The organism is uncultured Campylobacter sp., assembly GCF_938039245.1.
Lineage (GTDB): Bacteria > Campylobacterota > Campylobacteria > Campylobacterales > Campylobacteraceae > Campylobacter_A.
Map to the genome: position 1 here is coordinate 113,611 of NZ_CALHVN010000040.1, position 14,851 is coordinate 128,461.

12 protein-coding genes are annotated in these 14,851 nt (G+C 46.6%); 10 read left to right on the plus strand and 2 right to left on the minus strand.

Going from position 1 to position 14,851, the window contains the following annotated elements:
• Positions 1-39: 39 nt before the first annotated feature.
• From Q0218_RS07120 to Q0218_RS07130, 3 genes are read left to right on the plus strand one after another with little or no spacing between them, the layout of a single operon-like run.
• The gene (locus tag Q0218_RS07120; protein WP_297968025.1) at positions 40-1,248 is read left to right on the plus strand and encodes an efflux RND transporter periplasmic adaptor subunit; all 1,209 of its coding nucleotides are present in this window, start codon (positions 40-42) and stop codon (positions 1,246-1,248) included.
• A gap of 18 nt (positions 1,249-1,266) precedes the next feature.
• Positions 1,267-3,195 carry a MacB family efflux pump subunit gene (locus Q0218_RS07125; RefSeq protein WP_297968092.1) on the plus strand — a complete coding sequence of 643 codons (1,929 nt, stop codon included), beginning with the start codon at positions 1,267-1,269 and terminating at the stop codon, positions 3,193-3,195.
• 1 nt (position 3,196) lies between these two features.
• Positions 3,197-4,540: a TolC family protein gene (locus Q0218_RS07130; protein WP_297968027.1), complete on the plus strand. Its 1,344-nt coding sequence runs from the start codon at positions 3,197-3,199 to the stop codon at positions 4,538-4,540.
• Positions 4,541-4,646: 106 nt separating this feature from the next.
• Here the strand turns inward: Q0218_RS07130 and Q0218_RS07135 are convergent, their stop codons facing one another.
• Together Q0218_RS07135 and tgt are read right to left on the minus strand one after the other, a co-directional pair.
• Entirely contained in the window at positions 4,647-5,339 is a 693-nt protein-coding gene (locus tag Q0218_RS07135) for a CorA family divalent cation transporter (protein WP_297968030.1), read from the minus strand.
• A 9-nt stretch (positions 5,340-5,348) separates the two neighbouring features.
• Positions 5,349-6,485, minus strand: coding sequence for a tRNA guanosine(34) transglycosylase Tgt (tgt, locus tag Q0218_RS07140; RefSeq protein ID WP_297968033.1), 1,137 nt, complete (start codon positions 6,483-6,485; stop codon positions 5,349-5,351).
• 35 nt (positions 6,486-6,520) lie between these two features.
• Here tgt and Q0218_RS07145 point away from each other — a divergent pair, with 35 nt between their 5' ends.
• Genes Q0218_RS07145 through Q0218_RS07175 form a run of 7 tightly spaced genes read left to right on the plus strand, consistent with a single transcriptional unit; the run spans position 6,521 to position 14,737 of the window.
• A complete protein-coding gene (locus Q0218_RS07145; RefSeq protein ID WP_297968036.1) occupies positions 6,521-7,924 on the plus strand; it encodes a TrkA C-terminal domain-containing protein in 1,404 nt (467 codons plus the stop codon).
• A gap of 33 nt (positions 7,925-7,957) precedes the next feature.
• Positions 7,958-8,995 carry a 3-dehydroquinate synthase gene (gene aroB, locus Q0218_RS07150; protein ID WP_297968040.1) on the plus strand — a complete coding sequence of 346 codons (1,038 nt, stop codon included), beginning with the start codon at positions 7,958-7,960 and terminating at the stop codon, positions 8,993-8,995.
• A complete protein-coding gene (locus Q0218_RS07155) occupies positions 8,992-10,575 on the plus strand; it encodes a mechanosensitive ion channel domain-containing protein (protein ID WP_297968043.1) in 1,584 nt (527 codons plus the stop codon). Before aroB ends, Q0218_RS07155 begins: the two co-directional genes overlap by 4 nt.
• Positions 10,572-11,861: a tRNA (N(6)-L-threonylcarbamoyladenosine(37)-C(2))-methylthiotransferase MtaB gene (mtaB, locus tag Q0218_RS07160; protein ID WP_297968045.1), complete on the plus strand. Its 1,290-nt coding sequence runs from the start codon at positions 10,572-10,574 to the stop codon at positions 11,859-11,861. The genes Q0218_RS07155 and mtaB overlap by 4 nt, the downstream gene beginning before the upstream one ends.
• Positions 11,848-13,515: an ATP-dependent metallopeptidase FtsH/Yme1/Tma family protein gene (locus tag Q0218_RS07165; RefSeq protein WP_297968048.1), complete on the plus strand. Its 1,668-nt coding sequence runs from the start codon at positions 11,848-11,850 to the stop codon at positions 13,513-13,515. The genes mtaB and Q0218_RS07165 overlap by 14 nt, the downstream gene beginning before the upstream one ends.
• Positions 13,516-13,530: 15 nt before the next feature.
• Positions 13,531-14,070 (plus strand): molybdopterin adenylyltransferase, encoded by a 540-nt coding sequence (gene mog, locus Q0218_RS07170; RefSeq protein WP_297968051.1) that lies wholly within the window; start codon positions 13,531-13,533, stop codon positions 14,068-14,070.
• A 7-nt stretch (positions 14,071-14,077) separates the two neighbouring features.
• Entirely contained in the window at positions 14,078-14,737 is a 660-nt protein-coding gene (locus Q0218_RS07175; RefSeq protein WP_297968055.1) for a nitrogen fixation protein NifR, read from the plus strand.
• The last annotated feature ends 114 nt before the right edge of the window (positions 14,738-14,851 follow it).

The window sequence follows — 14,851 nt, forward strand, 5'->3', positions numbered from 1 at the left end:
TATATAATCGCGCATTTTAAATTAAATAAAGCGAGAAAAATGAAGAAATTTATCAAATTTATCGTCATAGCAGCTATTTTGGCGGGTGCGGGCTATTATTTTTACGATAAGAATAACGTCCCGCAGGGCGATCAGTTTATCACCTCAAAAGCCGTTCGCGGCGAGCTGGTTAAAAGCATCGAAAGCAACGGCGAGATTTACGCTACCGAGCTAATCGACGTGGGCGCACAGGTCGGCGGCCAGATCAAAAAACTCTACGTAAAGCTCGGCGACGTCGTAAAAGCCGGAGATATGATAGCTGAAATCGACTCTGCGACCCAGCAAAATAACGTAGATACCAAAAAAGCCCAGCTTGGAATTTACGAAGCGAAGTTAAATTCGGCCAAAGTCGCGCTTGAAATCTCAAAAACCAAATTTAAGCGCGAGCAAGAGCTTTTTGCCAAAAACGCAACCTCAAAAGAGGAGTTTGAAAACGCTAAAAACACCCTAGCCGCAAACGAAGCCTCGCTAAAAGAGATCGAGGCGCAAATCGTGCAGGCTAAAATCTCTCTAAACACCGCTCAGATCGACCTTGGCTACACTAAAATCACTGCTCCAAAAGACGGCGTCGTGGTCTCCGTGCAGGTCGAAGAGGGGCAAACCGTAAACTCAAACCAAACTACGCCCACTATCGTAAATATCGCCGATCTAAGCAAAGTGCTGCTAAAAATGGAGATCGCCGAGGGCGACATAACTAAAATCAAAGTCGGCTCAAAAGTCGAATACTCGATACTATCCGAGCCGAATCGTAAATTTTACGCCCAAATTAGCTCGATTGATCCCGGTCTAACCACGCTAAGTAACGGCAAATACAAAACCACCTCAAGCTCGGGCTCTACTACCTCAAGCTCTAGCAGTTCGGCGATCTACTACTACGCTAAGGCCGTGGTAGATAATCCTGACGGCACGCTAAGGATCGGTATGACTACGCAAAACACAATCATCCTAGATAGCGCTAAAGATGCCGTCATAGTGCCCTCTATAGCCGTTAAAAACGAAGAGGGTAAAAGCGTAGTCTACGTGCTAAAAAGAGATAAAAACGGACTAGAAACGGCCGAGCGAAGATGGGTGCAAACGGGACTAATCGATAGCCTAAAAACTCAAATTTTAAGCGGAGTAGAGGAGGGCGAGGAGGTCGTAACGAAGCAAAACTCGGCGGCTGAAATCAGCGAAATGCTCGAAAAAGAAAAAAGAAGAATGAAGTTCTAAGGCTAAGTCTTGAAAAATTTGATAGAACTTAAAAATTTAAGCAAGAAATTTAAACTCGGCGATAACGTATTTGACGCACTAAAAGACGTAAATTTAACCATAAAAAAGGGCGAGTTTATCGCTATCATTGGTCAAAGCGGATCGGGAAAATCTACGCTCATGAACATCCTTGGCTGCCTAGACAACCCAAGCGGCGGGCAATATCTGCTAGAAGAGCGCGACATATCTAAATTTGAAGGCGACGAGCTAGCGCGTTTACGCAGAGAAAAATTCGGCTTTATCTTTCAGCGCTACAACCTTTTATCTACCCTAACTACGCTGCAAAACGTGGCTTTGCCTAGCGTGTATGCGGGCGTTTCTAAAAAAGAGCGCGAGAAAAAGGCCGGCGAGCTTTTAGAGGGGCTGGGGCTTGGCGAAAAGCTGCAAAATTTGCCTAGTAAACTTAGCGGCGGACAGCAGCAGCGAGTCTCGATCGCTAGGGCGCTCATAAACGGCGGCGAGATCATCCTAGCAGACGAGCCGACGGGTGCGCTAGATAGCAAAAGCGGCCTCATGGTGATGGAAATTTTAACGAATTTGCACAAGCAAGGCCATACCATCATCATCGTCACGCACGACCCAAATATCGCCGCATACGCAAACCGCGTCATCGAGATAAAAGACGGTAAAATTTTGAGCGATACGGTAAAAAGCGAGGAAATTTTCACTTCCGAAAAACCGTCGCCGAAGCAAAAAAATATCTTTAGCTTTTACAAAGATCAGTTTATCGAGAGCTTTAAAATGTCGATAAACGCAATTCTTAGCCATAAACTGCGCTCGGCTCTAACGATGCTTGGCATCATTATCGGCATCACGTCAGTCATCTGCGTCGTGGCGCTAGGGCAGGGCTCGCAGGAGCAGATACTCTCCGATATCCGCGGTATCGGTACTAACACGATCGATATCCTAAACGGCAAGGGTTTTGGCGATATGCGCTCGGAACGGGTGAAAAATTTGACCGTTAGCGACGCGGCAATGCTATCTAAGCAAGACTATCTAGATAGCGTCACGCCAAACGCCTCCGCTAGCGGTACGCTCACCTATGGCAATAAATCAGCCTCGGCTACGATTAAAGGCGGTAGCGAGGAGAGCCTAAACGTCATGGGTTACAAGGTAGAGGCCGGGCGGGTATTTACCGCCCAAGAGGTCGCAGAGTCGGCGTCCGTGATCGTGATAGATCAGCCCACTAGGGAGCAGTTTTTCGCAGACGAAGATCCGCTGGGCAAGACCGTGCTTTTTAACAAACGCCCCTTTAAAATCATCGGCGTAGTGGCAAAAAACGACAATATGTTCGCAGACTCCAGCACCCTGCGCACGTTTTCTACCTATACGGCGGTCATAAACAAACTAACGGGCGATAGGCACCTATCGTCAATCACGGTTAAGGTTAAAGATAACGTAAACGCACAAATCGCCGAGCAGAGCTTAACGGAAATTTTAACCGCCAAGCACGGCAAAAAGGACTTTTTCACCAGAAACTCCGATACGATCAAAAAAACGATCGAGGAGACGACTAGGACCATGACGCTGCTGATCTCTTGTATCGCCTTTATCTCGCTGCTAGTGGGCGGTATCGGCGTGATGAATATCATGCTAGTCTCCGTAACCGAGCGCACTAAGGAAATCGGCATCAGGATGGCGATCGGCGCGCGTCAGGGAAATATCTTAGAGCAGTTTTTGATCGAGGCGGTACTACTATGCCTCATCGGCGGACTAATCGGCGTCGGGACGGCGTTTGGTATCGGCTATCTAGCGGAAAATTTCGCGCCCGGCGTAAAGATGATATTTTCGCAGACTTCTATCGTGGTCGCGCTTGCGGTTTCTAGCGCGATAGGCGTGATATTTGGCTACATGCCGGCTCGCAGCGCCTCAAAACTAAATCCGATCGACGCTCTAACAAGGGAATAAAATGAAAAAAATCTCCATAATCCTAGCCGCCTTTTTGCTCGGCGGCTGCGCGGTAACGCAGATAAACGAAAACTACGAGCAAATTTTGCTAAAAGAGGACGCAAGCGCCGATATAAAAATAAACCGCGAGTGGTGGACGGGCTACGGCCAAGCGCGCCTAAACGAGCTAATCGGCCTTGCGCTAAAAAATAATATCGATCTGGCAAAATCGGCCATCGCCGTAAATAAAGCCTTAGCGCAAGCAGGCGTCTTGCAGGCTGATCTCGTGCCTAGCTTTAACGCAAATTTGGGCGCAGAAACGGGGAAAAATATAAAAACGGGCGGCAGCTGGAGCGAGAGCTATAAAAGCGGCATCTCGCTAAGCTATGAGATCGATCTGTGGCGCAAGCTCGCAAACTCCGCAGACGCCGCCATGTGGGAGGCTAACGCGACTAAATACGACCTAGAGGCCGCCAGGCTCGCGCTCATTAACTCCGTCGCGGATGCGTATTTTGAAGCGAAGTATCAAAAAGAGAGCATAAATCTATACGAAAAAACGCTAAAAAACTACGAAGAGCTAGAAGCTATCGTAAAGGCTAAATTTGAGCTCGGCAAAGAAGAGGAGCTAAGCCTAAAGCAAGTAAAAAGCTCGGTAATCTCGGCTAAAAACAGAATTTTAAACGCGAGCAAGAGCCTTGATGCGGCGGAAAAAACGCTAAGAAATCTGCTAAACGTTAAACCCGAGTTTGAGTTAAATTTGAGCGGAAATTTAAGCGATATCTCGCCGCAGGGCGTAAATTTAAACGTGCCGCTTTACGTTATCGGTGCGCGTCCCGACCTGCAAGCCGCGGTCTCGCGTATCAAAGAGGCGCTTTTGGGTGTTAAGGTTAGCGAAAAAAACTTCTATCCAAGCATCACGGTAGGAGCTGGGCTTAGCGGAAGCGGAGATAGCGCGAGCGAGGGGCTTAAGCTAAATTTCTTAAGCGGAAATATCGCGATAAATTTGCCGTTTTTAAACTACTCCAAGCTTAAATCAAAGCTAAAAATCTCCGAGCTTGAGTTTGAGACTATGAAGCTAAACTACGCGCAGACGCTAACTACCGCGCTAAACGAGATCGACGCCGGCTATAAAAATCTGCAAAAAGACGAGGCGGTTTTGCGAAATTTAAACGAAAATTTGCGAAATCTAAGCTCTATCAGTGACATATACAAGCTCAAATACGACTACGGCAAAACGGAGTTAAAAAACTATCTAGAGGCGCAAAATTTGCTGCTTGAAGGCAGGATCAGCCTGATCGCTCAAAAATATAAAATTTTGCAAGACGAAATCGGTATCTATAAAGCGGCAGCTGGAAAAGCGGAGTAAATTTGACTATGTCTTGCGCCTAATTTGCGGTTTTTTTGAGCGCGTTAAATTTGCAAGAAATTTGACGGCGAGTTAAATTTAGCTAGCCGCAAACGACCTTGCAAATTTACTCCCGCCGTTTGCCTAGAAAATAAAATAGCCCCGTCAGCGTAGCAAAAAGCGCAAGCATAGATCCGGCGACGATTGCCGTGCCGTTTTGAAAGCTGCCTAAAAACATCCCGTTCGTATTCATCCCGAAAAATCCCGTGATAAAATTTAGCGGCAAAAATAGCGCCGAAAGTACCGTCAGGATATAGATGTTTCGGTTGATTTTGTCGTTTTTTAGGCTTTGTATATGCGCGTATATATCGTCTATCCTGGCGGCGTTTTCGCAGGCTGCGTTTTTTAGCACGCCGGCTTCGTAGACGTAGTTTTTGAGCTGTTTTTTAAGCCCCGGTCTTTCATTTTGACAGATCGCCAGAGCCTCGTAAAAGTGCGAAATTTTGTTTTGAAATTTGCGTATTTCGTATTTTAAAATCGCGTGCTTTTTGATAAATTTAGTAAAATCCCTCTTGCCCGCGTAGATTTTCTCGTAGCTTTCAAGCTGGGCGGAGTGCTCGGCGATCTTGGCGCGAAACTCGCTCGTTATCTTTTTTACTACGCGGATAAACTCCTCGGCGCCGCTCTGGCTGCCGTCCTGTGCGTAAATTTTGTCGTCTTTAAAGATAAATTTATAGTTTTGTTCGCTACCGTCCGTTACGAGATAGACGTACTCGCACTCCTCGTCGTAAAAGTACCCAGAGATATCGCGCTCGCTCACTGCTTTGCCTTATATGCTCGGCTCGTCTTTGCCGCGTTTGGCGTAGAAATTTCGCCTAAATTTTTCAAATTCGCCCGCCGTTATCGCTTCTCTCATCTGTCGCATCAAATTTAAATAATAATGCAAGTTGTGTAGGCTTGCCAAACGGAAAAACGTCAGCTCGCCCGCGCGGTATAGGTGGCTAAGATAGGCGCGCGAGTAGTTGCGGCACGCGTAGCAATCGCACTGGGGATCTATCGGAGCGCGGTCGGTTGCAAATTTTGCGGACTTGATATTTATCTTACCGAAACTCGTAAATAGCGTGCCGTTGCGTGCGTTTCGCGTCGGCATCACGCAGTCAAACATATCCACGCCGCGAGCCACGTTTTCTACGAGGTCTTCTGGAGTGCCTACGCCCATGAGGTAGCGCGGACGCGCCGCGTCGATGTAGGGCATCACGGCCTGCACGGTATCATACATCTCCTGGTTGCTCTCGCCTACGCTAAGACCTCCGATGGCAAGGCCGTCAAAGGGCATCTCGCACAGCGCTTCGGCGCAAAATTTACGCGCCGCCTCGTCGGTGCCGCCTTGGATTATGCCGAATATATTTTGCGTGAGGCCTTCGCCGTTGTTTTGCTTAAATTTATGATAATCTATCGCTTCGCGCGCCCATTTTATCGTGCGTTTTATGCTTAGCTCCACGCGCTTTTTTTCGGCAGGGAGCGCTACTAGATCGTCTAAGATCATCATGATGTCGGAGTTTAGGTCGTACTGGGTATCTAGTACCGAGCGCGGCGTGAAATAGTGCGTGCTACCGTCGATGTGGCTTTTAAATTTGATACCGTTTTCATCGGGTTTTGAGATTTTGCTTAGCGAAAAGGCCTGAAAACCGCCGCTATCGGTTAAAAACGAGCGGTTAAATTTAGTAAAGCCGTGCAGACCGCCGAGCTGCTTTACGACCTTGCTGCCTGGGCGCAAGTAGAGGTGATAGGTGTTGCCTAGGATGATTTGAGCGTCTAAAATCTGCATCATATCCACGGCGTCTAGGCTCTTTACGGCGCCGACGGTACCAACTGGCATAAACACGGGCGTTTTGATCGTCGAGTGAGCGGTCGTTAGCGTGCCCGCGCGCGCCGCGCCGTCCGTTTTATCTATACTAAAAGTCATTTTGATATAATAGTCCCTTTAAATTTGGAGTTTTAATGAAAAATATCTTGATAGTTGCGGACGGCATTGTAGCTAAATATTTCTTAGAAAGACTATTCGTAGCGCGAAATAACGCTCATCACTACACGGTTATCGCTATGGACGAGGAGATTTTGGGAGGGGAAAATTTAGAAAATTTTACCTTTTACCGCTTTGATCCGACGAGTTTTGACCGTCTTAAGCAGGTAGTTAGCGGCTATTTTAGCCAGTTTATGATAATGCAAAAAGACGGCTTTGAGACGGTTAGCGTCTATAACAATCTGCGTCAAATTAGTAAAAAAACGGAAATTTTGATGCTTGATCTTTGGGGGCTAGGCGGGCTGGAGGACGACTCACATCTAACGGTTTTAGACGGGCGAGGCATCGTGACGGCTAGGCTCATGGATTATCTGCCAGATATCCCCGTAGTAGCCGATAACGTGGGGCTTGGACAAGGCGAAATAATGGAAGTCAAAGTACCCGTAGGAAGCTCCTTTATGTACCGCCATATCAGCTCCATAACGCAGAAAAAATGGCGCATCGCGATGGTTTACCGCGGCTCAAATTTCATGATCGCAAAGCCAAATTTAATGATCTTGCCAAACGACGTTTTGCTGATAGTGGGCGAACCTAGCGTGCTTTTAAGCGTATTTAGAAGCGTGAAAAAAGAAACGGGGCAGTTTCCAAGCCCATTTGGACATAACACTTATCTGTTTTTAGATATGCGCGCTATGGGCGAAGAGGCTTGTTTACGGCTGCTAGAACAGAGTCTAAAACTGCACGAAAAGCTAAATAGCAAACGCCTCTATGTCAAGGTCGTAAATCCGACGTTAAATTTAGCCTACGAGAAGCTAAAATCGGTCGGAGACGAGAGGGTTGCGGTAACGTTTGATTTTTTCGGTCGCGGCGTAGAACAGATAAAAGACGACGTATTTAAAAACGACGTCGGGTTAATAGTAACCGATAATAAATTTTTCTCGGCTCATAAAAGGATGTTTTTTGAGCTTAAAAGACCGGTAACTACTATCGGCCGAGGCGACGCGGACGAGATAAAAAAAGGCGTGATACTAAGTAGCGGTTTTGGCGACGAGATAGAAAACCAATCAGCCGTCATCATGGACTGCTGCGCGCAGCTAGATACGCAAATCTCGCTATATCACTTCGGCACGCTTAGCGGCGGCGAGGGCGCGGAGGAGCATTTTGATAGCCTTTCTAAAATTTTCGGACGTAAGGTCGAGATAGTCGAGGATAGAAATATAAATCCTATTTTAAAGCTAAAAAACGAGCAAAATTTACTTCAGTTCGTACCTTTTAGCAAAAAAATAAGCAGACCCGATCCGTTTGCGGCGTTTTCAAACGACATGAACCGTTTGTACTCGCGCCTTAGCGATAATTATCAAATTTTTATACCGATAAATTAGGCTATTTTGGATAAAATAAAAGCGGAGAATAAGATGAAAATAGATATAAAATTTGAGGGCAAACCCGGTTACGGCGTCTATATAAACGAGCTAAAAGAGCTTAAATTCGACGCTAAAGTCGCAATCGTAACCAACGCAAAGGTAGGCGGGCTTTATCTGCAAAATTTACTCTCGCGCATCGACTGCCCGCACAAATTCATCATCAGCGTCCCAGACGGCGAAGAGTATAAAAATATGCAAACTATCGAGGCGATTTTAGAGCAGCTTTTCGTTAGTCGCCTTGACCGAAGCAGCGTAATCATCGCGCTTGGCGGCGGAGTGGTGAGCGATATGGCGGGCTTTGCGGCGAGCATTTTTGAGCGCGGGATCAAATTTATAAACATCCCGACTACTCTGCTAGCCCAAGTAGACGCTAGCGTAGGCGGAAAAACGGGCGTAAATAACAAATTCGGCAAAAATCTAATCGGCTCGTTTTACCAACCTAGCGCCGTTTACTGCGAAACGGAGTTTTTAAAAACGCTTGAAAAGCGCGAATTTGCCGCGGGGCTTGCAGAGGCTGCAAAGATGGCGGTAACCTTTGACGAAAAACTATTTTCGTGGATGGAGGATGCAGATTTGATGGATGAGGCGAATTTGCAAAATTTAATCTACCGCTGCGTGCAGATGAAGGCCGCCGCCGTAGAGGCCGACGAGCGCGAAAAGGGCGTGCGCGCGGTGCTAAACTACGGACATACCTTTGCTCACGTGATAGAAAACGAAACGAACTACAAAAAATATCTACACGGCGAGGCGGTGGCGATCGGTATGAATATGGCTAACGCGCTAGCGGTGAAGCTAGGCCTTATGAGCGAGGAGCAAAAGGCGCGCGCGGCGGAGCTTTTAGTTAAATTTGACTTGCCGATAAGCTACAAGGTGCCAAACGCAAGCAGCTTTTACGAGGCGTTTTTCCTTGATAAAAAGGCGGAAAACTCGGCGATCAAATTTATCCTGCCGCGAGGTATCGGCGCATACGAGATACGAAAAGACGTGCCGCGCGAGCTCGTAATGGACGTTTTAAGAGAGTTTGAATGAAAAAAATTTTATTTGTTTTAATCGCCGTGGCGGCGGTTTGGGCGGTAGACGATATCCCTGATGACTACGGCGCAAAAGACGCTCAACTAGCCGAGCTAAAAAGCTCGCTAGATGCCATAGAGTCCAAGCTATCCGATAACGTTTGGGCGACTCGCTACTCAAACTATAACACGTTTCAAAAGCTAAGCGCGGAGCTAGAAGAAACGGAAGCCGCGATAAAAAAACAGGCCAAAAATACGGAAAAAGTGCTCGAGCTACAAAAAAAGCAAAGCACGTTAAAAGAGCAGATCGAGCTTTTAAAAGAGTTTCAAAAAGCTCCGTTTTCTAGCATGATAACGGCTCCCGAGATTGAAATTTTACAAAAAATAACCAATCCCGTCGCGGTAATCCCCGGTTTTTCATACATCAAACAGCTTAAAAGCGAAAAAGACGAATACAAAAACCGCTTAGAAGGGCTTTCTAAAACCGCGGACGAGCTGGGTAAAAAAGAGCGAATTTTATCTCAAATCGTAAAGCTAAGCGACGAAGCGCAGTTTTTAGACGAGCTAAACGAGACCAGGCAGGAGCTTGCCGAATTTAACGCGGCGGCCGATATCGCAAAGACTACTTACGGCGTGTACGAAAAGCGAGTAAACGAGGCGATAAACCGCACGAGCGAGGATATAAAAGCGCAGATGAAAAAGGCGCTTGACATCGTGATTTTTATAATAGCTTCGGTCGCGCTTTCGTTTTTGTTTAAATTTATCATTAAAAAAACGATCACGGATAACGAGCGCCTCTACACTGCGAATAAATTTATAAATCTCGTAAATATCACGCTAATCGTCGTGATTTTGCTTTTTGCCTATATAGAAAACGTAACCTATCTCGTCACGGTGCTAGGCTTTGCGTCTGCGGGTATTGCGATTGCGATGAAAGATATGTTTATGAGTATGCTTGGCTGGACGGTCATCGTTTTTGGCGGTAGTTTTCACGTCGGCGACCGCATAAAGGTGCGCAAAGACGGAGAGGACGTCGTAGGCGATATCATCGATATCTCGCTGCTTAGGATGACTATTTACGAGGATGTTACGATAGTTACCGTAAACTCAAACCGTAGAGCAGGGCGCATTATATTCGTACCGAATAACTATATCTTCACCGATCTAATCGCAAACTACTCGCACCACAGTATGAAAACCGTCTGGGACGGTATAGACGTGGTTTGTAGCTTTGAGTCAAATCATAAAAAAGCAGCCCACATCATCAAAGATATCGCGCGAAAATACTCAAAAGGCTACACGGAAATCGCCAAAAAACAAATGAGTAAGCTGCGAAATCAATACAGCATCAAAAATCCAAACGTCGAGCCGCGCGTATTTACCTTTATCGAGCCTTACGGCGTGAAAATTTCGGTCTGGTATATGGCAAATACCTTTGCCACTCTATCTTTGCGAAGCACGATAAGCGCGGAGATCATGGAGGCTATAGCTAGCCACGACGACATCGTGATAGCCTATCCTACGCAGACTATTTACATGGATAGACGCGTGAAAGCAGGCGAGTCAAAGCCGATAGGCGAAGGCGGCGAGGAAATATGAAATCAAGTTCAAATTTGACCCCGCAAGAGCCGCGCCGAGAGAAAGTATTTTTTAAAACCTTCGGTTGCCGCACGAACATCTACGACACCGAGCTGATGAAAAGCTACGTCAAAGACTACGATATCGTTAGCGACGAAAACGAAGCAGACATCGTAGTAGTAAACTCCTGCACGGTCACAAACTCCGCAGATAGCGGCGCGCGCAGCTACATAAACGGTATAAAAAAGCGAGGCGCCAAAGTGATACTAACAGGATGTGGCGCTGTGAGTAAGGGTAAGGAGCTGTTTAATAAAAGCGCGGTTTTCGGCGTAATAGGCGCGAGTAAAAAAGAGGATATAAACGCGCTACTAAAGTCGCAAGATCCGTTTTTCGAGCTGGGAAATTTAAAAAGTATCGACAAAAATATCGTAACGAACTACGAAAATCACACCAAAGCTTTTATCAAGATCCAAGAGGGCTGCGACTTTGCCTGCAGTTACTGCATCATCCCCGCCGTTCGCGGCAAAGCGCGCAGTATGGACGAGGAAGCGATTTTACGCGAGGCTAAAATTTTAGCCTACAACGGCTACAACGAGCTAGTGCTAACGGGCACAAACATCGGCAGCTACGGCAAGGATACGGACTCAAGCCTAGGGCGCTTGCTAGGTAGGCTCGGTAAAATAGGCGGCATAAAGCGCATAAGGCTAGGCAGCATAGAGCCTAGCCAGATGGACGAGAGTTTTCGCGAGATTTTAAAAGAGAGCTGGCTGGAGCGGCACCTGCACATCGCGCTTCAGCATACGAGCGAGGCGATGCTGCGCATCATGAGGCGACGAAATCAGGCCTTTAGGGATTTGGAGCTGTTTTTACAGCTTAGCGAAATGGGCTTTGCGCTAGGAACCGACTATATCGTGGGGCATCCTGGCGAGAGCGAGGAAATCTGGAGCGAGGCGCTAGAAAATTTTAAAAAATTTCCGCTCACGCATTTGCACTGCTTTGCGTATTCGCCGCGCACGGGCACGCACTCGGCGGATATGAAAACGGACGTTAGCGGCGACGTGGCGAAGGCTAGGCTTAAAATTTTAAAGCAAATCGTAGCGGAAAATAATTTTAAATTTAGGCAAGAGTACGCTAAAAAGGGCGGGAGCCTAAACGTTTTAGTCGAGCAGTTAAACGGCGAATTTTACGAGGGTTTTGATCAATTTTACAACAAAGTAAAAATCAAAACGGATAAGCAAATTTTAAAAGAGTGGGCGGTCATAGATAAATTTGAAGTAAAAAGCGAGGGAGATTATGCGCAAATTTAAGCTAAATAAACAAAAAATAATCCTCATCCTAACAGTACTTTTAGCGGTCTTGTTAGCTATCGCCGTCGGCAGAAGCCAACCAAAAAACATAATGTATGAAAGCTACGAAAAGCTACTAGAGGGCGGTATGATCGAGAGCGCGACGATAGACGGCGGCCAGATCGAGCTAACGACCAAGGGAGGGCGTAAATACCTCATCGTAAAAGACGGCGTAGACGTGCGAAAACTCATACAAAAAGCGCCCGTGGATATAAAAAAAGACACGCCCGTGCTGGATGAAATTTTAGCCGTTTTAGCGCTACTTGCTATCTGTTTTGCGGGGCTTGCGGTTTATGCGAGGTTTAAAAAACAAAGACTCGCCGCTCAAAGCGAAAATCAAAAAGCAAACGTCTATGAGTATGAAAATATCTCGGCTAGCTCCGTGCAGCCCGCTATCTCAAACGTCAAATTTAGCGACGTAGCGGGCATAAAAGACGTCAAATTTGAGCTAAGCGAGATTGTGGATTTTCTAAAAGACCCCGTAAAATATAAAAAATTCGGCATCAAAATGCCAAAAGGCGTGCTGATGGTCGGGCCTCCGGGCGTGGGCAAGACGCTAGTGGCAAAGGCCGTCGCGGGCGAGGCGGGAGTGCCGTTTTTTTACCAAAGCGGCGCGAGTTTCGTGCAAATTTACGTCGGTATGGGCGCAAAACGCGTGCATGAGCTATTTTTAAAGGCTAAAGCGTACGCGCCCTCCATCATCTTTATCGACGAGATCGACGCCGTGGGCAAGGTGCGCGGCGGCAACCGAAACGACGAGCGCGAGGCTACGCTAAATCAGCTACTTACCGAGATGGACGGCTTTGAGGATAACTCGGGCGTCATAGTTATCGCCGCGACTAATCGCATCGAGATGATAGACGAGGCGCTGCTGCGCTCTGGGCGATTTGATAGGCGTATTTTTCTTTCGATGCCTGATTTTAGCGATAGGGTCGAGATTTTAAAATCCTATCTAAAAGACAAAAATACGAGCGTAGATGCGCAGGACGTGGCGCGCATTAGCGTGGGTTTTAGCGGAGCGGCGCTCTCTACGCTGGTAAACGAAGCCGCGATAAACGCGCTAAGACGTGGCGGCGAGATGATAGAGTTTAGCGATTTTGAAAGCGTTTTAAACAAAGTCTTGCTCGGTAAAAAGAGGATTTTAAGCTACAACGACGAGGAAAAGCGCATCCAAGCGCTCTATCAGGGCGCAAAGGCCTTGGCGGCGTATTGGTTTGGGATAGAATTTGAAAAAATTTCGCTCGTCGATGAGCAGTTTATGCGTCCCGAGCGCGAGATAGAGTCGCGCTCGCAGATGTTTGCTCGCATCAAGGTCTGTTTGGCGGGTATGAGCGCGCTAAATATGGTCAAAGACGATATATTTTCAAACTCGGGCGCAGACATCCAAAAAGCTCGCGAGATAGCGCAAAATATGGTCTTTGAATACGGTATGGGGCGCGCTTTGATACCAAATGCGGCGGATGCCGAGGAGCTACTACAAGAGGCATACGCCGAAGTCGGAGCGTTTTTAGCCGGTATGAAAACGCAGCTAGAGCGCATCAGCGAGCATATCGAGATTTTTGAGAGTATCGATAAAGACGCGCTGGGCAAGATAATAAAAGAGTATTACAACTAAATTTAAGGAGAAAAAATGAAAGCAAAAATTGGCATATTGACGCTTAGCGACCGCGCTAGCGAGGGCAAATACGACGATCTATCGGGTGCGGCGATAAAAGAGGTTTTAGACGGCTGGATAACGAGCGAGCGAGAGTATTTTTACGAGGTGATTCCCGATGAGATCGAGCTTATAAAAGAGCGCCTAAAACACATGGTAGACGAACTAGGCTGCGATCTAGTGCTAACTACGGGCGGCACGGGACCGGCTCCTCGCGACGTGACGCCTGAGGCAACCGAAGCCGTGTGCGAAAAGATGATGCCAGGCTTTGGCGAGCTAATGAGAACGGCTAGCCTAAAATACGTCCCTACGGCGATCCTATCACGCCAAACGGCTGGCATCAGAGGGCACGCGCTCATCGTAAATTTACCCGGCCAGCCAAAGGCGATTAGAGAGTGCCTAGAGCCCGTATTTCCGGCGATTCCTTACTGTATAGATCTTATCGGAGGCGCATTTATAGAGACAGATGAGAGCGTGATGAAGGTCTTTCGCCCGAAACAAAAGAAAATTTCGTAATCCACGCGTGCTAAATTTTTTTGAAAATATAAATTTAAAGGCTACGAGGCTGCTTGAGGGCTATTATTCGCTCTTTTGCGGCCTATTTGTGCTTTGCGTCGGCGTTTACGGGCTCGCACTCGTTTTTAGGGTCGAGTGGCTTTTGCTTGCCTCTAGCGCTTTTGTCTACGCGTGCTTTGTCCTGCTTGCGTTTCGCTCGCTTTTTTGGTTCGTTTTGAGCCTGATTTTTTCGCCCGCTTTTGCTATAGTCGTACGCGAGCGTTACGATGAAAATTTATTTTTAGACGTGGTTTTTGCGCTTATTTGGATACTTTGCTGGCTATTTTTATCTCTAGCCGTTAGTGAAAATATCTCAAAACTCGGCAACGAAATCGTATCTAAAATTTTACGCATCGCCGCGCTTTTTGCAGTGATCGGCGTTTATTACGTCAGTATCGAAAATAGCCTAAATTTACAAGCTATTTTACAAGACACCGTTACGCTTCGCATTGTACTTATCGCCATAAATATCTATATGTTTCCGTCTCTTATCGCACTTTTGGTGCTTGATTTGCGCGGGTATTATTTGAAAAACAAAGACGCAAAAATGGCTAAATTTTCATTTTTTAATTTCACCAAAGAAGCTTTAAAAGTAATCAAATTTATTGCTTTAAGGCGTAAAATTTGAACACATAAACTATTTATACAGTCTCTAAAAAATGCCATTTTTTGTAAATTTAAGAGATAAAAAACGCTCTGTTGCTTTTTGATTAATAGCGGTGAAGTTAAAAGTTTAGTATTT